Here is a 23,221-nt window from a genome sequence, read left to right as displayed (position 1 = left end):
CGGATCCGGCTCCCGCACCGCGCGCACACGACAAAGAGGGCCTGACCACTGTCACCCAGTGGGTCAGGCCCTGTTCCGTTCACCGGCGCCGCGTGCGCGGTCACGCGCCGTCGTCGCGGGCGCCGCCGTCGCGGACATGGTCGCCGCGGGCGCCCCCGGCGCCGACCTCGCGGCAGGCCACGAGTTCCCAGCCGTCCAGCGCCGGATCGTCCAGCGCCCGCCGGGCGTCCGCGCACGCGCGGGCGACCGGCACCTCCCGCTCCCGCGAGAAGCGCAGCGCGATCGACAGGCCGTCGTCGGCGAGCCCGTGCAACTCCGCCCGCCACTGCGCCGGCAGCAGCGCCAACCAGCGTACGGCGCTCAGCAGGGCGCCCTCGGCGGCCTCCGGCGAACCCGCGCGCGCCACCAGCTCGATCTGCCGGGCCTCCACGGACGCGCGGTGATCCAGGCCGGCGGTCACTGCCAGCCGTTCTCGGTCTCGTCCAGCGTGGCGGACTGCCAGCCGTTGTCGGCGAGGACGACGGTGGCCGGGGCGTTCTGCCAACCGTTGTCGGCCTGTACGCCGGCCCGCTCGGCCCCGGCCACCGCGAGGGCGGCTGCCGTACACAGGCCGAACAGCGTGGCGGCGGCCTTGGCGCGGGCGCTGAGCTGGGCGTTCATCGGTTTCCTCCGAAGTGGTGGGCGCTTGCGGTGACAGACAGAAATCTGCCAGCCGGACGGGCGCGCACCAATGGCTGCCGATGCCAGCTAGCTGCCCGGCCCGTGCAGTTTGCTGCCACGCCCCGGCGGCGGGGAGGTGGTCCGCGGCAGGTGCCGCCCCGGCCCGGCAGGTGGGCCGCGGCCCCGACGGCCGTATCCTGGGCCGCGGCCAGCGAACTCCACGACTCACCCAGGCGAGGACTGCCGTGCACCGGACCGTCACCGAGCTCGCGGACGGCCGCGAGCTCATCTACTACGACAGCGCCCCCGGCCGGGACCGCGAGGCCAAGGACGAGCGGCCGCTCGACCGCGTCGAGAGCCTGCCCGAGCTGCGCCGCGACCCGGCCACCGGGGACTGGGTGACGATCGCCGCCCACCGGCAGACCCGGACCTACCACCCGCCCGCGGACGACTGCCCGCTGTGCCCGTCCCGGGCGGGCCGGCCGACCGAGATCCCGGCGGCCGACTACGAGGTGGCGGTCTTCGAGAACCGTTTCCCCTCCCTCTCCGGCGCTGCCGGCCGCTGCGAGGTCGTGTGCTTCACCCCCGAGCACGGCGCGGGCTTCGCCGACCTCGGCCCGGAGCGGGCCCGGCTGGTCCTGGACGCCTGGACCGACCGCACCGCGGAACTCTCCGCCCGGCCCGGGGTGCGGCAGGTCTACGTCTTCGAGAACCGCGGCAGCGAGATCGGCGTGACCCAGCCCCACCCGCACGGGCAGATCTACGCCTTCTCCACCGTCACCCCGCGCACCGCCAAGCACCTCGCGGCGGCGGCCGGGCACCGCGCCGCGACCGGCCGGAACCTCTTCGAGGACCTGCTCGCCGAGGCCCGCGCCGCCACCGCGCGCGTGGTCCTGGCCGGGGAGCACTGGACCGCGTTCGTGCCGTACGCCGCCCGCTGGCCGTACGAGGTGCACCTCTACCCGCACCGCCGGGTCCCGGACCTGACCGCGCTGGACGAGGCGGAACGGGCCGAGTTCCCGGGCCTCTACCTGGAGCTGGTGCGCCGCTTCGACCGGCTCTTCGGGCTGGCGGACCCCACCCCGTACATCTCCGCCTGGCACCAGGCCCCGGTGACCGGCGGCGAGGAACTGGCGCTGCACCTGGAGCTGTTCACCGTCCGGCGGACCGCCGACAAGCTCAAGTACCTGGCCGGGACGGAGTCCGGCATGGACGCGTTCATGAACGACGTGGCCCCGGAGGCGGCCGCGCAGCGCCTGCGGGAGGTCCGATGACCCCGGCCGCCCCCTCGCACCCCTCGCGTCCCTCCCGCCACTCGGACCCCGCGCCCCGGCAGCCGGCGGCGCCCGACACCACCGCCGTCCGCCGGGAGTTCGAACGGATCCACGGCCGGGCCCCCCACGGCGTCTGGGCCGCGCCGGGCCGGGTCAACCTGATCGGCGAGCACACCGACTACAACGACGGCTTCGCCCTGCCCATGGCCCTGCCGCAGCGCACGGTGCTGGCGGCCCGCCGCCGCGCCGACGGCCTGCTGCGGCTGCACAGCGCCCAGGGCGACGGCCGGACCACCCAGCTGCGGGTGGCGGAGCTCGCCCCGGGTGCGGTGCCCGGCTGGGCCCGCTACCCGGCGGGCGTGGTGTGGGCGCTGCGCGAGCGGGGGCTGCCGGTCGGCGGCGCCGACCTGTACCTGGACAGCACGGTCCCCACCGGGGCCGGCCTCTCGTCCTCGGCGGCCCTGGAGTGCGCGGTGGCCGTCGCCTACGACGAGCTGTACGGGCTGGGCCTGGAGCGGCCGGAGCTGGCGCGGGTGGCCCAGTACGCGGAGAACGCCTTCGCCGGGGTGCCGTGCGGCGTCATGGACCAGATGGCCTCGGTCTGCAGCGCCGAGGGCCACGCCCTGCACCTCGACAGCCGCAGCCTGGAGGTCCGCCAGGTCCCGTTCGACCTCACCGGCCACGGGCTGCGGCTGCTGGTGCTCGACACCCGGGTCCAGCACGACCTGGCCGACGGGGCGTACGCCGCCCTGCGCGCGGGCTGCGAACGCGCGGCGAAGCTGCTGGGGCTCGGGGCCCTGCGGGACCTGACGGAGCCGGAGCTCCCCGCCGCCCTGGCCGCGCTCCCGGCCGAGCTGGTCCCGCTGGTGCGGCACGTGGTCACCGAGAACGCCCGGGTGGAGCAGGCCGTCGCCCGCCTCGCGGCGGGCGAACCGGAGGCCCTGGGCCCGGTGCTGACCGCCGGGCACGCCTCGCTGCGCGACGACTACCGGGTCTCGTGCCCGGAGACCGACCTCGCGGTGGACACGGCCGTGGCCGCGGGCGCCCTGGGCGCCCGGATGACGGGCGGCGGCTTCGGCGGCTCGGTGATCGCCCTGGTCCCGGCGGCGGCCGCCCCGGCGGTGGCGGCGGCCGTCGCGGAGGCGTTCGCGGCGGCCGGTTTCGCCGCGCCCGCCGTGCTGGAGGCCGTCCCCTCGGCGGGTGCGGGCCGCCTGGACCGAGCCGGGCCGGGTCCCGTCGGGGGAACCCGGCCCGGCCCCTCGGATCAGTTGCCGGGCGCCATCTCGTAGGCACCGGACAGCGCCTCGACGCGGGCCCACACCCGCGCCGAGCGCGCCTCGTCGACGACCGGGCGGCGGACCGCGCCGAGGGCCCAGCGCTGCTGGTCCTCGGTGGCGGAGTCCTTGCCGTGCAGTTCGACGGCGTGCCCGGAGAAGTCGCGGACGAGGACGGCGAACAGCTCGTCGAGGACGTCCTGGTCGAGGTCCGTCAGGCGGGCCTGCTCCAGGATCAGCTGGGCGTGCACCACGAGGGCGAACAGCTGGCCGACGGAGAGCAGGAAGTCCAGGTCGCGGCTCTGCGCCTCGTCGGGCGCCATGGTGGTGACGAAGGCGCACAGGGCGTCGGCCTGCTCACGGAACCGGGCCACGTTCGGCACGGCGGCGTACGCGTCGAAGGCGGGGCGCCAGTCGTGGAAGCGGACCGAGCCGAGGCCGCGGGCCGGGCCCTGGCGGAAGAGGAAGTCGTCGTCGGCCGCGTCCAGCCGGCTGGGCACGGCCGGGTACTCGACCGGCTCCAGCAGGTGGTTGCGCATGAACTTGAGGATCAGCGCCAGGTTGACGTGGACGGTGCCCTCCAGCTTGGGCAGGCCGCGGATCTCGACGGCCGCCTGGGCGAAGTAGTTGTCCTTCTCGAAGCCCTTGGCGGCGATGACGTCCCACATGAGGTCGATGACCTTCTCGCCCTCGGTGGTCACCTTCATCTTCGTCATCGGGTTGAAGAGCAGGTAGCGGCGGTCGTCGGGGCCGGCCGAGCGGAAGTAGTCCACGGCGCGGTCGCTGAAGAGCTTCATGCCGACCAGCCGGACGTAGGCGTCGGCCAGCTCCCGGCGCACGTGCGGGAAGGCCGTGACCGGGCGGCCGTAGAGGACGCGGTTGTGGGCGTGGGTGACGGCCTCGTACATCGCGTGCTCGCAGATGCCGATGGACGCGGTGCACAGGTTGAACTTGCCGACGTTGACGGTGTTCAGGGCGGCGTCGAAGGCGGCGCGGCCGGTGTGCAGGACGTCCTCGGCGGCGACCGGGTAGTTCTCCAGCCGGAACTCGCTGACGTACTTGGAGGAGTCCACGACGTTCTTGACGAGGTGGTAGTCCGGGTGGCGGCTGTCGGCGGCGAAGAAGACGTACGCGTCCGGGCCCTCCATGTCGGTGCGGCGGCCGAAGACGGAGACCAGACCGGCCGCGTTGCCGTTGCCGATGTAGTACTTGGAGCCGGTGGCGCGGAAGCCGCCGTCGCCGTCGGGCTCCAGCAGCATGTCGGTGGAGTAGATGTCGGCGCCGTGGGTCTTCTCGGACAGGCCGAAGGCGAACACCTCGCCCTGGGACAGGAGTTCGGCGGCGCGCTCGCGGGCGGCGGCGTTGCCGCTCTGCCAGACCGGGCCGAGGCCGAGGATCGTCACCTGCCAGGCGTACCAGTAGTCCAGGCCGTAGAAGCCGAATATCTCGTTGAGGGCGGCGATCCGGGCGGTGTCCCAGCGCTGGTCCTTCTCGCGCGCGGCGGAGGCCGGGGTGAGGAAGGTGGCGAACAGGCGCTCCTCGGCGGCGAAGGCGAGGAAGTCGGCCAGCCAGGCGCGGGAGCGGTAGTCCTCGATCAGCCGGCGCTTGCCGCGCGCCTCGAACCAGTCGACGGTGGCGCGCAGCAGCCGGCGGGTCTCCGCGTCGAAGTGCGCCGGGTCGTAGGTGTGCGGGTTGAACAGGAGGGGGTCGGCCATGGGAGGTCCGCCTTTTCGCAGGTAGAGGGGTGGGCAGGGGTGCCGCGCAGGGGGCGGTCAGGCGTCCGGTGCGGACGGGCCGCCGATCCGGCGCAGGGTGGCGAGGACGTCGTCGAGCCAGGCGACGGTCATCCGCTCGTACGCGATGCCGCCGCGCAGCACCGCGTGCTGGAGCTCCTGACCGGCGTCGAGGGGGGCCGGGGCGTCGGGGCCGGTGAAGTCGCGGTGTTCGCCGGCGAGGTAGTGGGCCAGGCGGTCGCTGTGCACCTGGCGGTGCCGCTCGACCTCGCCGATCAGCGCGGCCGGGTCGTCGAACGCCGCCCCGCGGATCTTGACGGCCAGGTCGTGGCGCAGGCTCTCCGGCTCGACCGGCTCGTGCAGCCACCGGGCGAGGGCGGCGCGGCCGGGTGCGGCGACGGAGTACTCCTTCTTGTCCGGGCGGCCCTGCTGGGGCACGGCGCGGACGGCGAGCAGGCCGTCGCGCTCCATGCGCGCCAGCACCCGGTAGATCTGCTGGTGGGTGGCGGTCCAGAAGTAGCCGATGGACCGCTCGAACCGCCGGGCCAGCTCGTAGCCGGAGCCGGGCTGCTCCAGCAGGGACACGAGGATCGCGTGGTCGAGCGCCATGCCCCCGATCCTGCTATGCAACTCGTTGCATAGACAAGCGCCCGCGCCCCGGTGAGACACGGCTCACCCGGGTGGCGGCGGCACCGCGCGGGCGGGTCGGTCCGCTCACGCCGGCGGCGAGGTGCGGGCGGCGCGCCAGGCCCGGACCCTGGCCTCCACGTCGAACGGCGCGAGCCTCAGCGGCGGGCCCGGGGGCGGGCGGCGGAGCGCGGCGGCGATCTTCTCGTTGACCTCGGCGAGGATCTCCCGGACCCGGGCCTCGGTCCGGGCGTGCGCCACCGCCTCGACCGCGTCCTCGGCCTCCTTGCGCAGCGCGAGCGCGGGCGGCAGGACCGAGACGCCCTCCCGGTGCAGCTTGCCCCTGACCCACCACAGGTCGTCGTAGGGGGCGGTGTCGTCGGGGAGGGGCTTGCCGAAGCCCGGCAGGTTGCGGAAGTCGCCGCGCTCCTCGGCCTCGCGGATCTGCTTCTCCACGAATGACTCGAAGCTGACGCCCGGGGGTTTGCGCTCGGTCATGCCTCCAGGCTACCGAGGCGGGCGCCGGTCAGGGCCGGGCCGCCGGCCGGCCGCCGGGGCCCATCGCCTGGCCGCCGATGCCCGCGGCGCCCCCGAGCTGGTCCTGCCACCAGGACGCGGCGGCGCGGGGGTCCAGCGCGGCCCAGTCGGGCGTCCGCTCGACCTGGGCCCGGCCGAGCCGGCGGGCCAGGGCGACCATGTCCCGGCCTACGGGGCCGCGCGCGGCCCGGTAGGCGGCCGTCAGCCCGGCCCAGGAGCCGGCGCCGCGCCAGGCCGCCTCGAAGGCGCCGGCGTCCTGCAGGGCCTTGGCGGCGCCGGCGGTGTTGTGCGGGCGGACCACGGTGGCGGCGTCGCCCGCGAGCAGCAGCCGGCCGCCGGCGGTACGGGAGACCTCCAGGTCGTAGATCGGCTGGACGAAGGTGTCCTCGGGGGGCGTGAGCCCGAGCACCCGCGCCCAGTACGGCGGGAACTCCCGTGCGAGCAGCCCGGCGAGGCGGGCGGCGAGCTCCGGGCCGAGCGAGCCGGGCGGGAAGCTCGTCGGGTCGTCGAAGCGCAGGCCGCCGCCGTGCGGGGGTGCGGCGTAGAGCACCCAGTTCACGCGGGTGCCGTCCGGGCCGGGGATGCGGTAGACGACGCAGCTGCCGCCGGGGAAGCAGACGGTGGTGACGGCGTCGGAGGGCCAGACCTGCTCGGGGCGGCCGGCGCCGCCGTCGGGGAGGCCGTCCAGGAGCCGGGCGTCGAAGTTGCCGCGCCAGCAGACGTAACCGGCGTAGCGGGGGCGGGAGCCGGGGCTGAGCGCCTCGCGGACGACGGACCGGTAGCCGTCGGCGCCAACGACCAGGTCGTAGCGGTCGGTGCTGCCGTCCGCGAGGGTCACCTCGGCCGGCTCCCGGCCGTCGCCGTCCCCGCGGACGGCCATGACCGCCACGCCCTGGCGGTAGCGCACCGCCGCGGGCGTCGCCGCGCGCAGGCCCTGCCAGAGCAGTCCCCAGTGGTACGAGTGGAAGGGGAACGGCTGCTCCCAGAACAGCCGCCCGGCCGGGCTCGCGCCGTCCCGGCAGACCCAGCGGCGCCGGGTCAGCCGGTGGGCGGCGATCCCGTCGGGCAGCGTCCCGACCGCCGCGAGCTCGGCGGCGCGGTCGTCGTGGATGCACAGCCCGACGCCCCGGTCGGCCAGCCGGCCGGCCGTCCGCTCCAGCACCACGACCTCGTCCGCCCCGCCCCGCACGGCGGCCGAGGCGAACGCGCACCCGGCGATGCTCCCCCCGACGACCCCCACCGCTCCGCCCCGCACGCCCGCTCCTCTCCCCCGCACCACCACCGCCGTCTTCCAGCATGCCCGACCGGGCCGCGAACCCCCCTCGCCCACTGGCCGGTTCGGGGCGGTCGGCGCTCGGCGTCAGCGCTCCGACAGCTCCGAGGGGGCCTCCTGGACCACCCAGCTGTTGCCGTCCGGGTCCTCGAAGGTCATGAACGAGTTCCAGGTGTCGCCTTTGCCGTCCTCCCAGCCGCCGGCCCCCATGTGCCGCACCGGCGAGACGTCCACGCCCCGGCCGACCAGCTCGGCGCGGGCCGCCTCGATGTCGGTGACGCACAGCTGGAGTCCGTGGAGCGTGCCGGGGGCCATCGTCTTCGCGCCGGGGCTCGGCGGCATCCCGGACAGCATCGTCACGGAGCAGCGGGATCCGGGCGGGGTGAGCTGCACGACCCGCATGCCCGGGGCGATCTCGGTGTCGGTGTCGACACCGAAGCCGACCCGGTCGACGTAGAACTCCTTCGCCCGGTCCACGTCGGTGACGGGGAGCGTGACGACTTCGAGCGTCCAGTTCATGACGGCCTCCTCGGGGACGGGCCGGTGGCCGGGGGCCGGGCCGGCCCGTCCACCGTCCCGCACCCGGGCCCCGCCGCGCACGCCGCAACGCCGCACCCGCCGCAACGCCGCGCACGCCGAAACGCCGACACGCCGCCCGTGACGGCGCGTACGCCCCCCGTGCCCCCACGCCCCCTGGAGATCCGGCAGCGGGGGAGCGATGATGGGCACAGCCGTACGAATGATCGCGGAGTCGGGTCCGCATTCCTTCGGGGAGGGACGGCCGGACATGAGCGATGCCATCGACGCACCCTTGTACCTGGAGCCCCGGCTCGCCGCGGGACCCGCGGCCCTGCTGCGTTCCGGGCCGTCCCTGCACGCGCTCGTGGACGCGCTGGGCTCCCCGCTGAACGTGGTCCTGCCCGGGCAGGTCGAGCACAACCTCGCGGAGTTCGGCGCCGTGCTGCGCCGCCACCACCTCTCCGGCCGGATCTACCTCGCCCACAAGGCCACCGGCTCCAGCGCCCTGGTCCGGCACCTGGCCGCCACCGGCGCCGGGATCGACGTGGCCTCCCTCGGCGAGTTGCAGCACGCCCTCGGCGCCGGTTTCGTACCCGGCCGGGTGATGGCGACCGGGCCGAAGGACCCGGCGTTCCTCTGGCTGGCCGCCCGGTGCGGGGTCACCGTCAACGTCGACGGCCCGGCCGAACTCCAGGCTGCGGCCCGGCTGGTGCGCCGGTACGGGCTGCCGCGGCTGCCGGTGGTCCTGCGTCTGTCGGAGTTCGGCACGACCGGCCCCCGCACCCTCTCCCGCCGCAGCCGCTTCGGCACCTCCGTCAAGGAGCTCGGTCCGCTGCTGGACCTGCTCGACCGGTACCCGGACGCCCTGGAGCCGGTCGGCGTCGGCTACCACCTGGACACCACCAGCGCCGACGAGAAGGCCGTGGCCCTGGAGGGCTGCTTGCGGGCCGTGGAGGAGCTGCGGTTACGGGGCTTCGCCCCGCGCGCGATCGACGTCGGAGGCGGCTTCGGCGTCAGCTACCTCGCCCACGCCGCCCAGTGGGAGCACTGGACGAGCGCCCTCACCCAGGCCGTGCTGGGCCGCCGGGAGCCGCTGACGTGGGGCGGGCACGGCTACGGGCTGCGCGTGGAGCACGGCACCCTGAAGGGCGCGCTCGCCCTGTACCCCGCGCACCGCCCGGTCGCGGGCGCCGCGTACCTCGACGAACTGCTGCTGCGGCCCGCCCCCTCCCTCGGCCGCCCGCTGGGCACGCTGCTGCTGGAGAGCCTGTGCGACCTGTACGCGGAGCCGGGCCGGGCCCTGCTGGACCAGTGCGGCCTGACCCTGGGCCGGGTGCTGGAGGTCCGGGCCGACGGGGCGGGGGGCCCGCCGCAGGTCCGGCTCGCCCTGAACGCCGGTGACGTGGGGCTGGAGGACCACGGCGTCCTGGTCGATCCGCTGCTGCTGCCCCGCGGCGCGGGCACCGGCCCGCACCCCGGCCCCGGCCGCGGGGCCGACCCCGGCCCGGACCGCGGTCCCGTAGGCGTGTACCTGATGGGCAACCTCTGCCTGGAGGCCGACCTGATCACCCGCCGGATCGTCTGGCTGCCCCGGCTGCCGCAACCGGGCGATCTGCTGGCCTTCCCCAACACCGCCGGGTACTGCATGGACTTCACCGCCACCCGGGCCCAACGGCAGCCCGTCGCCCGCAAGATCGCCGCCGGAGAGGAGGGCGGAACCTGGCGCTGGTGCCTCGACGAGCAGTACTGGCCGGTCACTTCAGACGGGGGAACGTGAAGCATGAGGTACGACAGCATCACCGAGGCCATCGGCAACACCCCACTGGTGCGCATCGATCCTCAGGTGCACGGGCTGCGGAACATCGATCTCTACGCGAAGCTGGAGATGCTCAACCCCTTCGGCTCGCTCAAGGACCGGGCGGCCTGGAACATGGTCCGCGACCGGCTGACCGGCGCGGCCGAGCGCGGCGAGACGGTGGTCGAGCTGTCCAGCGGGAACACCGCCAAGGCCCTGGCGCTGATCGCCGGCCTGCACGGGCTGCCGTTCAAGAGCGTCACCAACCGGATGCGGGTCCCCGAGATCAAGGACCTGCTCCTGCTGCTGGGCGCCGAGATCGAGGAGCTGCCCGGGCAGAGCGAGTGCCTGGACCCGACCGACACCTCCGATCCGCTGACGGTCTTCCACCAGCGGCTGAGCGCCCCCGGCAGCGGCGCGCACCTGCACACCGACCAGTACTTCAACCCGCTGAACGCCGACGCCCACGCCCGGGGCACCGGCCCGGAGATCATCGCCGACCTGGACGGGCGCGCACCCGACTACTTCATCGCCTGCGTCGGCACCGCCGGTTCGTCCACCGGTGTCGCCCGGGCCCTGCGCGCCCACGACCCGGCGGTCCGGCTGATCGGCCTGGTCGGCGCGAAGGCGGACTTCGTCCCCGGCATCCGGACGGCCGACGAGGTGCAGGAGGTGGGCCTGTTCGACCCGGCGGCGTACGACACGGTCGAGGTGGTGAGCTCCGCCCAGGCCCTCGACGGGATGCTGGTCCTGCTGCGCCGCTGCGCCCTGCTGTCCGGGCCCACGGGCGGGGCGGCGTACTACGGCGCCGTACGGCACCTGCGCGAGGTCGACGCGAGCTTGACGGAGCGCCGGACGGCCGTGTTCATCGTCTGCGACCGGGTGGAGAGCTATCTCGGGTACGTGCGGCTGCGCCGGCCCGAGCTGCTGGGCCGGCCGGCCGCGCCCAACGCCGTGACCACCGTGGGCGAGGACGAGCTGGCGGCCGCGCGGACCGTGGAGGTGGACGAGGCCCGCAAGTGGATCGAGACGGGTCAGCCGCTGGTGGTCGACCTGCGCGGTCCCTTCGCGTACGCCGCGCTGCACATCGACGGTTCGGTCAACATCGTGGACGAGCTCTTCGAGGAACTCGTCCGGGGCGGTCTGCCGTTCAGCACCAGCCGGCCGGTGCTGCTGGCATGCCCGGTCGGGGAGAAGTCCCTGCGGTACGCGGCCCTGCTCACCCGGATGGGCCATCCGGACGTACGGAGCCTGGCGGGCGGGATCATCGCCTGGCGGGACGCGGGCGCGCCGCTGGTGCGTGACCGATGACCACCGACCCCTGGGCGGAACTGCGGGACCTGGCCGCGTGGCAGCGGCCGCTGCGCGCCCAGTTCCCCATCGTGGCCGACCGCCTTGAGCCGGCCTACCTGGACAGCGCGGCGACCGCGCAGAAGCCGTGGGCGGTGCTGGACGCCGTGCGGGCCTACCTGACCACCACCAACGCCAACGCGGGCCGGGGCTCGTACCCGTGGGCGAACGCGACCACCGCGCTGGTGGAGGGCACCCGGGAGCGGGTCAAACGGTTCCTGGGCGACCCGCGGCCGGAGCGGTCCTCGGTGCACTTCACCAGCGGCGCCTCGGAGGGCCTGCGGACGGTGGCCCGGGACTGGCTGCCCGCCCTGCTGGCCGACGGGGACGAGATCGTGGTCCCGTTCGGCGACCACCAGGCCAATCTGCTGCCGTGGTGGGAGGCCCGGGACCTGCTCGCCCGGCAGGGCGTGCGGATCACCGTGCGGGAGCTGCCGTGCCAGGCGGGCTCCGGCGACTACGACCCGGGGGCGCTGGCCCGGATCGTCGGCCCGCGGACCCGGTTCGTGGCGGCGACGCACGTCCACCACGTCTACGGCGCCGACATGAACGTGCACCGGATCCGCGAGGTGGTCGGCCCCGACGTGGTGATCTGCCTCGACGCCGCCCAGAGCGTGGGCCACCAGCCCGTGTCGGTGGCCGAGCTGGACGTGGACCTGCTGGTGTTCTCCGGCCACAAGGCGCTCGCGCTGCCGGGCACCGGCGCCGTGTGGGCCCGGGGCCGGCGCGGTCCGGCCTTCGTGCCCGGCGGCTGGCAGGGCACGCCGAACACGGTGGGAGTGGCGAGCCTGGCGGCCGCCCTCGACTGGCTGGACGCGGCGGGGGTGGAGCGGATCCACCGCTGGACCCGGGCGCTGGCGGCCGTGCTGACGGACGGGCTCGCCCGGATGCCGGCGTACGAGGTGCTGGGGTGCGCGACGAGCCTGGCGGCGGACTCCCCGGTGCAGCGGCGCGGCAGCATCGTCACGTTCCGCCACCGCGGGATCAGTGCGCAGGACCTGGGGTTCGTCCTGTTCAGCGAGGGGTTCATGGTGCGCGCGGACGACCAGTGCCAGGCGGGGCGGAGTGTACGGGACTCCTCCGTGCGGGTCAGCCTGCACGTCTACAACACACCCGAAGAGATGCAGGGGTTGCTGACCGCGCTCGCCAAGCTGCAATGATTTTCACTATGGGTTCAGGGGCTTCGAGTCCGGTGCGCGCCGCCGTGAGCGCCACGACGGCCGCGCGCTGGGTGGAACGCTGGGAGTGCCAGCAGCAGCGGTACGCGGTCGACCGCGAGGAGCGCTGCACGGTGATCGCCGACGTGGTCGAGCACGCCGGCCGGGGCCGGCCCGGTCAGCTGGTCCTGGACCTGGGCAGCGGGCCGGGCGCCCTGGCGGCGCGGCTGGCCGCCCGCCTGCCGGGGGCCGAGGTGCTGGCCGTGGACGCCGATCCGCTGCTGCTGGAACTGGGCCGGGCCCACTACGGCGACGAGGACCTGCGGTTCGTCCGCGCGCTGATCGGGGCGCCGGACTGGGTCGACGCGCTGGGCCTGGACCGGCCGGTGGACGCGGCCGTCTCCACCACCGCCCTGCACTACCTGGGCCGGGACGCGCTGTGCGCGGTGTACCGGGACCTGGCCGGGGTCCTGCGGCCGGGGGGCGTGTTCGTCAACGGCGACCACATCGGGCCCGACTCCCCGGCGATCGCCGATCTCGCGCTGGACCTGGCCCGCCGGCACGCCGAGCGCACCATGGGCCTGCTGCACGAGGACTGGGAGTCCTGGTGGTCCGGCGCGGCCGAGGACCCCGAGCTGGCACCCTTCCTCGCCCGTTCCGGCGGCCCCGGCCACCCGCCCTGCGCGGACGCGGACCTGCCGGTGTCCGGCCATGTGGCGCTGCTGCGCGAGGCGGGGTTCGCGCACGTCGGCACCGTCTGGCAGCACGGCAACAGCCGGGTGCTGGTCGCCGTGCGCTGAGCGCGCCCCCGGGCGGCGCCGTCAGGTGAGGGGGTGGCCCCCGAGCCGGTTGTGGCGGTCCACGCGGTCGGCGACGATGACGGCCACGTCGTCCACGAGCCGGCCCCCGGTGTGCGCCAGCAGCCGCCGGCGCAGTCCCTCCAGGAACTCCTCCCGGGGCCGGTCGGCCATCGCCGCGATGGCTTCGGGCAGCTCGAAGAACGCCTTGTCCTGGTCGCGGGCCTCGATGACGCCGTCGGTGTGCAGCAGGAGCCGGTCCCCCGGCTCGAACGCGTACCGGTCGGGCGCGGCGGCGGGGCCGGCGAGGAACTCCTCCAGTCCCAGCGGTGGCAGCGGGTGCCCGGGCGTGAGGTCCTGCACGCGGCCGTCGCGCAGCAGCAGGGGAGCCGGGTGGCCGCGGTTGACCACCTCGACCGTGTGCGCGTCCGGGACCTGCACCACGACCGCCGTGACGAAGCCCTCCAGCAGGGCGTCGCCGCCTGCCCCGCCCGCCAGGACGGCGTCCCGGCGCAGGGCCTCCCCGCAGTGGACGACGACCTCCGCGAGGTCGGCCTCGTAGTGCACGGCCTCCCGGAAGGCGCCGAGGACGACGGCCGCCGCGCGCACGGCGGGCAGGCCCTTGCCGCGGACGTCCCCGACGATCATGCGGACCCCGTACCGGGTCTGGACCGCCTCGTACAGGTCGCCGCCGATCTGCGCCCCCTTCTCCGCCGCCAGGTACATGCTGGCCGCGCGGACCGGGCCCAGCCGCGAGGGCACCGGGCGCAGCAGCACCTCCTGGGCGGCCTCGGCGATCCGGCGGACCTGGCGCAGTTCGGTCTCCCGGCGGGTGCGCACGGCCCGGCTCATCACGAAGCTGGCCAGCGACACCAGGGACAGGGCCAGCAGGTTCGTCCACACCTGCTGGCCGCCCCAGGCCGCGTTCCAGGTGGCGGTGACGATGCTGACGGCCACGGCCAGCACGGTGGCGGCGACGACGCCCCTCGGCCCGGTGGTCAGCGCGGCCAGCGCGGGCGTGGCCACCAGCAGCGGGCCGGTGTAGACGACGTGCGCGGGCGTGAGCTCGATGGCCACCACCAGCAACGCGATCGCGAAGGGCACGGCCTCCGCGAGCGCGAACAGGACCTGGTGGTGCCCGCCGTCCCCGGGCCGGGAGGGCGTGCGCGAGGACGCCCGCATGGAACCAGACTGCCCTGCCCGCTGCCCGGCTGCCAGCCCCCGGGGGTCGGCCGCGGCCGTCGCACCCGGTACGGCCGCGGCGGCCGCGCCCGTGCGAGGCAGGCGCCGGACGGGCGCCGGACGGGCGCCGGACGGGCGGATCCGGAGCGGACCGCGCGTGGCGTCCGGCGCACGGGGGCATGCGCTTGCCGTGACCCCGCACCCCCCGCAGGAGCCGGCGGCGCGCCCGGCGGCCGTCTCCCGCCAGGAGTTCGACGCGCTCTTCGAGCGGCTGCGCACCTGGGGACGCTGGACCCCCGCCGACCGGGGGGCCTGGAACCGCGTCACCCCCGAGCACGTACGGCGGGCCGCCGCACTCGTGCGCACCGGGACGACCGTCCCCCTCGGCCTGCCCTGGAACACCCGGCCGGCGCCCGACAACGCCCGGCCCGCCCTGCACCACATGACCGACCTCGGCGACGTGGAGCCGCCCGAGCCGGCGACGTACAAGGACTTCCTCGGCGCGGACTACCACGGCAAGGGCGTGACCCATCTCGACGCGCTGGCGCACGTCGCGTACCGCGGGCGGCTCTACGACGGCCGGGCCGCCGGGGAGCTCACGGGTGCCGGCGGCGCCCGGTTCGGCGCGGTGGCGGCCCTCGGCCCGCTGGTCACCCGTGGGGTGCTCCTGGACCTGCCCGCCGTCCTCGGCGTCGACTGGCTGGAGCCCGGGCACGCGGTGCGGGCCGCGGACGTACGGGCGGCGGAGCGGGCCCTCGGGGTCGAGGTGGAGGAGGGCAGCGCGGTGCTGCTGCGCACGGGCCGCTTCCGGCGCCGCGCCGAGCTCGGTCCCTGGGACGTGGACCGCGCCAGTGCCGGGTTCCACCTGGACGCGCTGCCGCTGCTGGCCGAGCGCGGGATCAGCCTGCTGGGGGCGGACGGGGACAGCGACGTGCGGCCCTCGCCGGTCGAGGGGGTGCACTCCCCCGTGCACGCCCTGGCCGTCGCCGCCCTGGGCGTGCCGCTGCTGGACAACCTGGAGCTGGAGGCGCTGTCGGCGGCGTGCGCGCAGGCGGGACGCCACGCGTTCCTGCTCGTCGTCTCCCCCCTGGCCGTGCCGGGCGGTACGGGTTCGCCGGTGGTCCCGGTCGCCGTGCTGTGAGCCCTCGGCGCCGGTGGCTCGTAGGGATCGCGCGCACCCAACAGGGTGAATCGCCCGGAATATACTCGAATGAACTGATTCAGCTCACCACCATCCCGGCACGGCCCGCGGCCCGCGGCCCACGCGCCCGGGCAAGGGGAAGTGATGCAGATGGGGCCCTGGGGAGAGCGGCTCGGCCCCGCCCGTTCCCGCGAGCGGTTCCTGCTGGGCGAGCCGGTCGAGGAGGGCGTACGCGGCGCCATCCTGCACTCGTGGGAGCGCTGCCGGCTGCTCGGGCTCTCCCCCGACCAGTCCGAACTCCCGTGGACCGACGAGTACGACCCGGACAGCCGGCTCGTCCGGGCGGCCACGCCCGTGCTCGACCGGCTGGCGAACCGGTTCGCCGGCAGCCGGATGAACATCTGCCTCGCCGACGCGAACGGCACGGTCCTGGAGCGCCGCTTCGGCGAGCCGTCGCTCGCCCGGAGCCTGCCCCCCATCCAGACCGTGCCGGGCTTCGTCTTCGCCGAACGGGTCGCCGGGACCAACGGCATCGGCCTGGCGCTGGCCGAGCGCCAGCTGATCCGGGTCCACGGCGCCGAGCACTTCGCCGAGCGCTCCCAGGCCAACGCCTGCGCCGCCACCCCGGTCCGCGACCAGCTCAGCGGCCGGATCCTGGGCGTGCTGTGCTTCGGCTACCCGCGCGACGACGACGATCCGGCCCTCGCGGTCCAGGTCCGCCGGGCGGCCGAGGCCATCGAGCGGCGGCTGATGGAGCAGAGCTCGGCGCGCGAGCGCGCGCTGCTGCGCACGTATCTGGACGCCGCGCGGCGGGCCCGGGCCGGGGGCCCGGCCGGTGTGAACGGACGGCCCGGGCCCGTCGGCCTGGACGAGTTGGCGGGCGGCCTCCTGGCCGGGCGCCCGCTGGACCCGCACGACGAGACGATCCTCAAGGAGAAGGCCGCCGAACTGATCGGCTCGCCCCAGCGGTCCACCCTGGAGGTGGTCCTCCCGCACGGCCGGGGCGCCACCCTGCTCAGCCATGCCGTCACCAGCCCGGCCGGGGTGGCGGGCGTGGTCGTGGAGGCCGTGCTGACCGGCGACGCCGCACCCCCGGCGCACTCCCTCGCCACCGGCCCGGCCACCACCGCCCAGCCCACCGCCGCTCCGGCCCCCGCCCCTGCGACCGCCTCCGCCCCTGCGACCGCCCCCGCTCCCGCCGCGGGCTCCGCCCCCACCGGCGGCGGGTCCGGGCGCGGCGACGTACGCGGGCTGGTGCTCGTGGGCGAGCCCGAGGTCGGCCGGTACGCCGTGGCGGCACGCCGCCGCCTGGAGCTGCTGGCGGAGGCGAGCGGCCGGATCGGCACCACGCTGGACGTCAGCCGCACCGCCTGGGAACTGGCCGAGGTGGCGGTCCCCCGGGTCGCCGACTACGTCACCATCGACCTCCCGGAGGCGGTGCTGCGCGGCGAGGAGGCCGCCGACCCCACGGCCGGCCTGTACCGCACGGTGGTCCACGGGATCCGCGACGACTGCCCCTTCTACCCGGTCGGACAGCGCGTGGAACTGCGCCCCGAGACCCCCCACATGCGCTCCCTGACCAGCGGCGAGGCGGTGCTGGAGACCGATCTCACCTCGGCCACCGGCTGGATCGCCCAGGGCCCCGACCACGCCCGCCGGATCCTGGCCCACCAGGTGCACTCCCTGATCTGCGTGCCGCTGCTCGCCCGGGGCGTCCTGCTGGGCATCGCCACGTTCTACCGCTCCGAGGACCCCGAGCCGTTCGGGGAGGACGACAGCCGGCTCGCGCAGGAGCTCGCCGCGCGGGCCGCGCTGTGCATCGACAACGCCCGCCAGTACACCCGCGAGCACACCCTCGCCCTGTCGCTGCAGCGCAGCCTGCTCCCGCGCGGCCTGCCCGAGCTGGCGGCCGTGGAGGTCGCGCACCGGTACCTGCCCGCCGAGTCCGGGGTCGGGGGCGACTGGTTCGACGTCATCCCGCTGTCCGGCACCCGGGTCGCCCTGGTCGTCGGGGACGTCGTCGGCCACGGCCTGCTCGCCGCCGCCACCATGGGCCGGCTGCGCACGGCCGCCCGCAACTTCGCCGAGCTGGAACTCGCCCCGGACGAGCTGCTCACCCACCTGGACAACCTGCTGGTGCGGCTGGACCGCGAGGAGAGCGGCGACGCCGAGGGCAGCTCCGGGATCGTCGGGGCCACCTGCCTGTACGCGGTCTACGACCCGACGACCCGGCAGTGCACCATGGCCCGGGCCGGTCACCCGCCGCCCGCGCTGGTCCGGCCCGACGGCTCGGTCAGCCTGCTCGACCTGCCGGCCGGTCCACCGCTGGGCCTGGGCGGGCTGCCGTTCGAGACGGCCGAGGTCGTGCTGCCCGAGGACAGCACCCTGGTGCTGTACACGGACGGACTGGTCGAGGACCGCGAGCGCGACATCGAGGCGGCGCTCGACGAGCTCCAGCACGCGCTGGCCCGGGCCGGCCGGACCCCCGAGGACACCTGCCAGGCGGTCATCGAGGCGATGGCCCCCGCGCACCCCTCCGACGACATCGCCCTGCTGGTGGCCCGGACCCACGGCCACCCCGCCGAGCGGATCGCCACCTGGGAGCTGCCCGCCGACCCGGCCCGGGTGGCCGGCGTCCGGGCCGCCGTCACCCGGCAACTGGCCGAGTGGGGGCTGGACGAACTCGCCTTCGCCGCCGAGCTGATGCTGAGCGAGCTGGTCACCAACGCCGTCCGCTACGGCGGCGAGCCCATCCAGGTGCGGTTGATCCACGACCGCGCGCTGATCTGCGAGGTGGCCGACGGCAGCAGCACCGCCCCGCACCTGCGGCGGGCGGCCAGCGAGGACGAGGGCGGGCGCGGGCTGTTCCTCGTCGCCCAACTGGCCCAGTCCTGGGGCACCCGCTACACCCCGCGCGGCAAGGTGATCTGGGCCGAGTGCGCGCTGGACGCGGCGTGAGGCGCGCCGGCGCACCGCCGGGAACGGACGCCCCAGCATGCCGACATGTCAGGAATATCGCTGAATGCTGGTGCGGCTCCCGTAGCATCCTCAGCAGCAGTCGCACCGCCCCCGTTCCGTGCGGGTACCCCTCCCCGGCCGGCCCCGGAGACGTCCGTGCATGACACTTCCGCCCCTTCGACGAGCCCGACCGGCGGCCCGGGCGCGCAGCCGCTCGTGCGCGTCCGGGATCTGGCCAAACGATTCGGCGGGACGGTCGCCCTGGACTCCGTCAGCTTCGACCTCGCCGGCGGCAGCGTCCTGGCCCTGCTCGGGCCCAACGGGGCCGGGAAGTCCACCCTGATCAAGGTGCTCGCCGGGGTCCACCCCGCCGACGCCGGCGAGGTGACGGTCGCCGGGCACCCGCTCGGCTCCGAGGCCGCCTCCGGCGCGATGTCCTTCATCCACCAGGACCTCGGACTCGTCGGGTGGATGACGGTCGCCGAGAACATCGCTCTGGGCACCGGTTACCCGCGCCGCCACGGCCTGATCTCGTGGCGGCGGACCCGGGAGCACGGCGCCGAGGCCCTGGACCTCGTCGCCGGGCACCTCGACCCGCGGACCCCGGTCGCCGATCTCGCCCCCGCCGAACGGTCCCTCGTGGCCATCGCCCGGGCTCTGGCCCGCCGGGCCAGGGTGCTCGTGCTGGACGAGCCCACCGCCACCCTCCCGGCCGCCGACGCCGCCCGCCTCTTCGACGTCCTGCACGCGCTGCGCGACCGGGGCCACGGGATCCTCTACGTCAGCCACCGGCTGGACGAGGTCTACCGGGTGGCGGACTCCTTCGTCGTCCTGCGCGACGGCCGCCTGGTCAGCCAGGGCCCGCTGGCGGGCTACGCCCCCGCCCGCCTGGTCCACGACATCGCGGGCGCGCACCTGGCCCGGCGCGGCCGGGGCGCCCCCGCGCCGGTACCCGCGAGCGGTCCGCCCGTGCTGAGCCTCGACGCGGTGACCACCGCACGCACCGCCCCGGTCAGCCTGGACGTGCGCGCGGGCGAGATCGTCGGGCTGGTGGGCCTGACCGGCGCCGGGCACGAGCAGCTGGGCCGGGCGCTGGCCGGCGCCCTGCCGGGCCTGGGCGGGCGGGCGCTGCTGGACGGGCGCCCGTACCACCCGCGTTCGGTGGCCGAGGCCGTCGGCCGGGGGGTGGGCCTGGTGCCGGGCGACCGTCAGGAGGAGGGCTGCGCCGCCGAGCTGACGGTGCGCGAGAACTTCCTCGCCGACCCGCGCGCGGCCGGGGCCCCGGCCTGGTACTGGACCGGTCCCCGGCGCGAACGCGCCGAGGCCGCCGCCCTGATCGAGCGCTTCGCGGTGCGTCCGCGCGACAGCGAGGTGCCCATCGCGACGCTGTCCGGCGGCAACCAGCAGAAGGTCGTCCTCGGGCGCCGGCTGCGGGGGCGGCCGCGGCTGCTGATCCTGGAGGAGCCGACCGCGAGCGTGGACGTGGGGGCCAAGGCCGCCCTCCACCGGCTGCTGGACCGGGCGCTGGCCGCCGGCCCGGCGGTGCTGCTGCTGTCCACCGACTTCGAGGAGGTCGCCGACCTGTGCCACCGGGCGCTGGTGTTCGTGCGCGGGCGGGTGGCGGCCGAACTGGCGGGGGAGGCCCTGACGGTCGCCGCGCTGACCCGCACCGCCTCGGCCATGCCGGCGATCACCGGAAGCCCGCAGAGCCGGTGACACCGCCACCGCCCCAGGGGCCTCCGCCACCGTCCTCGCCCCCGTCCCCGTCGCCGTCCGGTGGGAAGCGGTCCGCGACCCGCGCCCCGCACCGGTCGCACGGGCACCTCGTGGGGACCTACGGACTGCTGGCCCTGACCGTCCTGGTCTTCCTCGTCTTCTCCCTGGTCCTGCCCCGGACCTTCCCCACCCTGGACAACGTCTCCTCCGTCCTGTCCAACCAGTCGATCCCGGCACTCCTCGCGCTCGGCGCGACGATCCCGGTCACCAGCGGCAAGTTCGATCTGTCCCTCGGCTACGGACTGGGCCTCGCGCACGTGACGGTGATGCACCTGATCGTGGTCGAGGGCTGGCCGTGGCCGACGGCGGCCCTGGTGGTCGTGGCGGGCGGGCTGGTGGCGGGGGTGGTGAACGGCGTGGTCGTCGAGTTCGCCCGGATCGACTCCTTCATCGCCACCCTCGGCACGGGCAGCATCATGTACGCGGTCACCGGCCTGCTCACCGACGGCAGCCGGATCGTCCCCGGCCCGCAGGGCCTGCCGCCCGGCTTCACCGCCCTCTACGACGCCCGGTTCCTGGGGCTGCCGGTGCCCGCGTTCTACGTCCTCGCCGTGGTGGTCGCCCTGTGGGTCGTCCTGGAGCGGCTGCCGCTCGGGCGCCACCTGTACGTCATCGGGTCCAACCCGCGGGCCGCCACGCTGCTCGGCATCCCCACCCACCGCTCGTGCGTGTACGCCTTCGCCGGGTCGGGTCTGATCGTGGGGATCGCCGGGGTGCTGCTCGCCGCCCAGCAGCAGATCGGCAACCCCAGCGTCGGCCTGGAGTACCTGCTGCCCGCCTTCGTGGGGGCGCTGCTCGGCTCGACCACCGTCAGGCCGGGCCGCGCGAACGCCCTGGGCACGCTGGTGGCCGTGGCCCTGCTGGCCGTGGGCCTGGCGGGGATCGGCCAGCTCGGCGCCGAGTTCTGGGCCACGCCGCTGTTCAACGGGTGCGCGCTGCTGATGGCGGTCGGGCTGGCCGGCTGGGCTGCCCGCCGCAGGCTGCGGACCCGGGCCGCGGAGGACCTCCGTCCGTCCCCGCGCGAGACCGTGTGAGGAGCACCGTGCACCCGACGTACCCGTCCCGACCGCCGCACCCCGCCCGGGCCGCCGTCGCCCTGCTGTGGGCGGCGGCGGTCCTCGTCGGCACCGGCTGCTCGGGCGGCTCCCCCACCGGTACGGGCCCGGGCACGGCCTCCGGCGGGGGCTGCCCGGAGGCCCTGGCGAAGGCGAAGGCGGCGGTCCAGCGGGCCGAGCGCACCGGCACCGCCTGGAACGGTCCCACGACCGGGCCGCGGGCGGCCGACGGCAAGAGCCTCGTCTACGTCGCCCAGACCATGACCAATCCGGGGGTCGCCGGGGTCGCCCGGGGCGTGCGGGAGGCGGCGGCGCGCATCGGCTGGGACGTGCGGGTGATCGACGGGGAGGGCACCCCGGCCGGCATCCAGGCCGCCCTCAGCCAGGCGGTCACCCTCCGGCCCGACGGCATCGTCGTCGGCGGCTTCGACCCCCGGCCGACGTCGCAGCAGCTGGCCCGGGCCGAGGCGGCGGGGATCCCGCTGATCGGCTGGCACGCGGTCAGCTCGCCGGGGCCGAGCGCGCGGCCGAAGCTGTTCACCAACATCACCACCGAGGTGGCGGACGTGGCCCGGGTCAGCGCCGACTGGGTCATCGCCCGGTCCGGCGGCGGGGCCGGGGTCGTGGTCCTCACCGACGACTCGATCCCGTTCGCCCGGACGAAGTCGGAGCTGATCAAGGAGGAACTGGCCGGCTGCGCGGGCGTACGGCTGCTGGCGACGGCGAACATCCCCATCCGGGACGCCACGCGGCGCACGCCCCAGGAGGTCTCCTCCCTGCTGGCCCGCTTCGGGGACGAATGGACCGACTCGGTGGCCGTCAACGACCTGTACTTCGCCGACGCCGCCCCGGCCCTGCGCGCCGCGGGGCGGCCCGGCGCCGGGCCGCCGTTCAACATCGGCGCGGGCGACGGCGACCCGTCGGCCTTCCAGCGGATCAACAGCCGGCAGTTCCAGTCGGCCACCGTGCCGGAGCCGCTGGCGCAGCAGGGCTGGCAGATCGTCGACGAGTTCAACCGGGCCTTCGCCGGCGAGCGGCCGAGCGGCTACGTCGCGCCCGTCCACGTGGTGACGGCGGGCAACAGCGGCGGCGCCACCTCCTGGGACCCGCCCGGGTACCGGGAGGCCTACGAGAGGATCTGGCGCGGCTGACCGGTGGCCCGGCCGGCGGGCACCCGCAGGGGTCCGCCGGCCGGGCCGGTCCCGGGCCGGTCCCGGGCCGGTGCCGGGGTCAGCTCTTGCCGAGGAGCTTCTTCATGTGGTCGATCTCGGCGGACTGGGAGGTGATGATCGCCTCCGCCATGGCCTTGGCGTCCGCGTGGGCGCCCTCGGCCTTCTCCGTGCGCGCCATGGCCACGGCGCCCTCGTGGTGCTTGATCATCAGCTCCATGAAGGCGGTGTCGAACTCCTTGCCGGTCGCGGCCTTGAGCTTCTCCAGCTCCGCCGCGGTCATCATGCCGGCGCCGCCCGCGCCGTGCGCGGAGTGGTCCGCGGCGCCCTCGGCGGGCACGGGCGCGCCCCAGGCCGTCAGCCAGCCGGTGAGGGTCTTGATCTCGGGGTCCTGGGCCTTCTTGATGGCCGCGGCGAGCTCCTTGACCTCGGAGGAGGCGGCGCGCGACGGAGCCAGGTCGGCCATCTCGACCGCCTGCCGGTGGTGGGGGATCATCCCCTGCGCGAAGGCGGTGTCCGCCGCGTTGTGGGCGGCGGAGGAGGAAGCCGACCCGGACGCGGACGGCGCCGGGGTGGTGGCGCTGTGGGACCCGTGGCCCGCCGGCCTGTCGGCGTCGGCGCCGCTGCCGCAGGCCGTGAGGACCAGGGCGGCCGCTGCGGTGGCGGCGACGAGGGCGGTACGGCGGACGAGGGAACGCTTGGTGCTCATGGTGGGAGGAACTCCTGACCGCGCGGCCTGCGCGAGGAGGCGGGGCCGCGCTCGGTACGGATGAAGGGAAGGGCCCGGAGCACGGTCCCGCCACCGCCCACGTCCGGGGCGGGGGGCACCGCGCGGGCGGTCCTATATCCGCAGGAGCTGGAGTTCGGCCAGGTCGGGCGGGGCGCGCCCCGCCGAGGTCCCGACCGCCACGGCACCGGCGGCCGCCGGCCCGGCGGTGACGCCG

At 75.8% G+C, this 23,221-nt stretch carries 21 protein-coding genes; 11 read left to right on the top strand and 10 right to left on the bottom strand.

The window, feature by feature from the left end; translation table 11 throughout:
* Positions 1 to 100: 100 nt before the first annotated feature.
* Positions 101 to 460: a hypothetical protein gene (locus LG632_RS03140; protein ID WP_226724903.1), complete on the bottom strand. Its 360-nt coding sequence runs from the start codon at positions 458 to 460 to the stop codon at positions 101 to 103.
* On the bottom strand, positions 457 to 660 hold the full coding sequence (locus LG632_RS03135) for a hypothetical protein (protein WP_226724900.1): 204 nt from the start codon (positions 658 to 660) through the stop codon (positions 457 to 459). Before LG632_RS03135 ends, LG632_RS03140 begins: the two co-directional genes overlap by 4 nt.
* Before the next feature lie 245 nt (positions 661 to 905).
* Here LG632_RS03135 and galT point away from each other — a divergent pair, with 245 nt between their 5' ends.
* Complete coding sequence (gene galT / locus LG632_RS03130) at positions 906 to 1,934, top strand: galactose-1-phosphate uridylyltransferase (RefSeq protein ID WP_226724898.1); 1,029 nt, start codon at positions 906 to 908, stop codon at positions 1,932 to 1,934.
* Positions 1,931 to 3,223, top strand: coding sequence for a galactokinase (gene galK, locus LG632_RS03125; RefSeq protein WP_226724896.1), 1,293 nt, complete (start codon positions 1,931 to 1,933; stop codon positions 3,221 to 3,223). The genes galT and galK overlap by 4 nt, the downstream gene beginning before the upstream one ends.
* Here the strand turns inward: galK and LG632_RS03120 are convergent.
* The 5 genes from LG632_RS03120 to LG632_RS03100 form a co-directional block, all read right to left on the bottom strand.
* A complete protein-coding gene (locus LG632_RS03120; protein ID WP_226724894.1) occupies positions 3,199 to 4,923 on the bottom strand; it encodes an acyl-CoA dehydrogenase family protein in 1,725 nt (574 codons plus the stop codon). The two genes, galK and LG632_RS03120, sit on opposite strands and share 25 nt — an antisense overlap.
* Positions 4,924 to 4,980: 57 nt before the next feature.
* Positions 4,981 to 5,550, bottom strand: coding sequence for a PadR family transcriptional regulator (locus tag LG632_RS03115; RefSeq protein WP_226724891.1), 570 nt, complete (start codon positions 5,548 to 5,550; stop codon positions 4,981 to 4,983).
* Positions 5,551 to 5,655: 105 nt separating this feature from the next.
* On the bottom strand, positions 5,656 to 6,066 hold the full coding sequence (locus LG632_RS03110) for a DnaJ family domain-containing protein (RefSeq protein WP_226724889.1): 411 nt from the start codon (positions 6,064 to 6,066) through the stop codon (positions 5,656 to 5,658).
* 28 nt (positions 6,067 to 6,094) lie between these two features.
* The gene (locus tag LG632_RS03105) at positions 6,095 to 7,360 is read right to left on the bottom strand and encodes a Rossmann-fold NAD(P)-binding domain-containing protein (protein ID WP_226724887.1); all 1,266 of its coding nucleotides are present in this window, start codon (positions 7,358 to 7,360) and stop codon (positions 6,095 to 6,097) included.
* Positions 7,361 to 7,465: 105 nt separating this feature from the next.
* Complete coding sequence (locus tag LG632_RS03100) at positions 7,466 to 7,897, bottom strand: VOC family protein (RefSeq protein ID WP_226724885.1); 432 nt, start codon at positions 7,895 to 7,897, stop codon at positions 7,466 to 7,468.
* Between the two features lie 268 nt (positions 7,898 to 8,165).
* On the opposite strand from LG632_RS03100, the gene LG632_RS03095 reads away from it, so the two are divergent.
* From LG632_RS03095 to LG632_RS03080, 4 genes are read left to right on the top strand one after another with little or no spacing between them, the layout of a single operon-like run.
* Entirely contained in the window at positions 8,166 to 9,674 is a 1,509-nt protein-coding gene (locus LG632_RS03095) for a type III PLP-dependent enzyme domain-containing protein (protein WP_226724883.1), read from the top strand.
* Positions 9,675 to 9,677: 3 nt separating this feature from the next.
* The gene (locus LG632_RS03090; protein ID WP_226724882.1) at positions 9,678 to 11,003 is read left to right on the top strand and encodes a pyridoxal-phosphate dependent enzyme; all 1,326 of its coding nucleotides are present in this window, start codon (positions 9,678 to 9,680) and stop codon (positions 11,001 to 11,003) included.
* Positions 11,000 to 12,202, top strand: a complete 1,203-nt coding sequence (locus tag LG632_RS03085; protein WP_226724881.1) for an aminotransferase class V-fold PLP-dependent enzyme — start codon at positions 11,000 to 11,002, stop codon at positions 12,200 to 12,202. Before LG632_RS03090 ends, LG632_RS03085 begins: the two co-directional genes overlap by 4 nt.
* Before the next feature lie 8 nt (positions 12,203 to 12,210).
* Positions 12,211 to 12,999 (top strand): class I SAM-dependent methyltransferase, encoded by a 789-nt coding sequence (locus tag LG632_RS03080; RefSeq protein WP_374203387.1) that lies wholly within the window; start codon positions 12,211 to 12,213, stop codon positions 12,997 to 12,999.
* 21 nt (positions 13,000 to 13,020) lie between these two features.
* Here the strand turns inward: LG632_RS03080 and LG632_RS03075 are convergent, their stop codons facing one another.
* The gene (locus LG632_RS03075) at positions 13,021 to 14,178 is read right to left on the bottom strand and encodes a PP2C family protein-serine/threonine phosphatase (RefSeq protein WP_226724877.1); all 1,158 of its coding nucleotides are present in this window, start codon (positions 14,176 to 14,178) and stop codon (positions 13,021 to 13,023) included.
* A 190-nt stretch (positions 14,179 to 14,368) separates the two neighbouring features.
* Between LG632_RS03075 and LG632_RS03070 the strand changes: the two genes are divergently transcribed.
* The 5 genes from LG632_RS03070 to LG632_RS03050 all read left to right on the top strand — a co-directional run bounded on the left by LG632_RS03070 (position 14,369) and on the right by LG632_RS03050 (position 22,259).
* Entirely contained in the window at positions 14,369 to 15,319 is a 951-nt protein-coding gene (locus LG632_RS03070) for a cyclase family protein (protein WP_226724875.1), read from the top strand.
* 150 nt (positions 15,320 to 15,469) lie between these two features.
* Positions 15,470 to 18,277: a SpoIIE family protein phosphatase gene (locus LG632_RS03065; RefSeq protein WP_226724994.1), complete on the top strand. Its 2,808-nt coding sequence runs from the start codon at positions 15,470 to 15,472 to the stop codon at positions 18,275 to 18,277.
* A 156-nt stretch (positions 18,278 to 18,433) separates the two neighbouring features.
* Entirely contained in the window at positions 18,434 to 19,993 is a 1,560-nt protein-coding gene (locus tag LG632_RS03060; RefSeq protein ID WP_226724873.1) for a sugar ABC transporter ATP-binding protein, read from the top strand.
* The gene (locus tag LG632_RS03055) at positions 19,990 to 21,087 is read left to right on the top strand and encodes an ABC transporter permease (RefSeq protein WP_374203386.1); all 1,098 of its coding nucleotides are present in this window, start codon (positions 19,990 to 19,992) and stop codon (positions 21,085 to 21,087) included. The genes LG632_RS03060 and LG632_RS03055 overlap by 4 nt, the downstream gene beginning before the upstream one ends.
* 8 nt (positions 21,088 to 21,095) lie before the next feature.
* Positions 21,096 to 22,259 (top strand): substrate-binding domain-containing protein, encoded by a 1,164-nt coding sequence (locus LG632_RS03050; RefSeq protein WP_226724869.1) that lies wholly within the window; start codon positions 21,096 to 21,098, stop codon positions 22,257 to 22,259.
* 79 nt (positions 22,260 to 22,338) lie between these two features.
* On the opposite strand, the gene LG632_RS03045 is transcribed toward LG632_RS03050, so the two are convergent.
* Both LG632_RS03045 and LG632_RS03040 read right to left on the bottom strand, forming a co-directional pair.
* Positions 22,339 to 22,986: a DUF305 domain-containing protein gene (locus LG632_RS03045; protein ID WP_226724867.1), complete on the bottom strand. Its 648-nt coding sequence runs from the start codon at positions 22,984 to 22,986 to the stop codon at positions 22,339 to 22,341.
* A gap of 132 nt (positions 22,987 to 23,118) precedes the next feature.
* On the bottom strand, positions 23,119 to 23,221 hold a 103-nt coding region (locus LG632_RS03040), incomplete at its 5' end, for a DUF6153 family protein (RefSeq protein ID WP_264201344.1).

Source organism: Streptomyces antimicrobicus (assembly GCF_020532625.1).
In the GTDB taxonomy this organism is placed as follows: domain Bacteria; phylum Actinomycetota; class Actinomycetes; order Streptomycetales; family Streptomycetaceae; genus Streptomyces; species Streptomyces antimicrobicus.
Note: the sequence above shows the minus strand (reverse complement) of the source record. Positions and strands in the feature narration are given on the sequence as shown.

Coding starts and splice junctions, on each gene's coding strand:
- LG632_RS03135 (WP_226724900.1), bottom strand. CDS start 660: ATGAACGCCCAGCTCAGCGCCCGCGCCAAGGCCGCCGCCACGCTGTTC.
- galK (WP_226724896.1), top strand. CDS start 1,931: ATGACCCCGGCCGCCCCCTCGCACCCCTCGCGTCCCTCCCGCCACTCG.
- LG632_RS03120 (WP_226724894.1), bottom strand. CDS start 4,923: ATGGCCGACCCCCTCCTGTTCAACCCGCACACCTACGACCCGGCGCAC.
- LG632_RS03115 (WP_226724891.1), bottom strand. CDS start 5,550: ATGGCGCTCGACCACGCGATCCTCGTGTCCCTGCTGGAGCAGCCCGGC.
- LG632_RS03110 (WP_226724889.1), bottom strand. CDS start 6,066: ATGACCGAGCGCAAACCCCCGGGCGTCAGCTTCGAGTCATTCGTGGAG.
- LG632_RS03100 (WP_226724885.1), bottom strand. CDS start 7,897: ATGAACTGGACGCTCGAAGTCGTCACGCTCCCCGTCACCGACGTGGAC.
- LG632_RS03095 (WP_226724883.1), top strand. CDS start 8,166: ATGAGCGATGCCATCGACGCACCCTTGTACCTGGAGCCCCGGCTCGCC.
- LG632_RS03090 (WP_226724882.1), top strand. CDS start 9,678: ATGAGGTACGACAGCATCACCGAGGCCATCGGCAACACCCCACTGGTG.
- LG632_RS03085 (WP_226724881.1), top strand. CDS start 11,000: ATGACCACCGACCCCTGGGCGGAACTGCGGGACCTGGCCGCGTGGCAG.
- LG632_RS03080 (WP_374203387.1), top strand. CDS start 12,211: ATGGGTTCAGGGGCTTCGAGTCCGGTGCGCGCCGCCGTGAGCGCCACG.
- LG632_RS03075 (WP_226724877.1), bottom strand. CDS start 14,178: ATGCGGGCGTCCTCGCGCACGCCCTCCCGGCCCGGGGACGGCGGGCAC.
- LG632_RS03065 (WP_226724994.1), top strand. CDS start 15,470: ATGGGGCCCTGGGGAGAGCGGCTCGGCCCCGCCCGTTCCCGCGAGCGG.
- LG632_RS03045 (WP_226724867.1), bottom strand. CDS start 22,986: ATGAGCACCAAGCGTTCCCTCGTCCGCCGTACCGCCCTCGTCGCCGCC.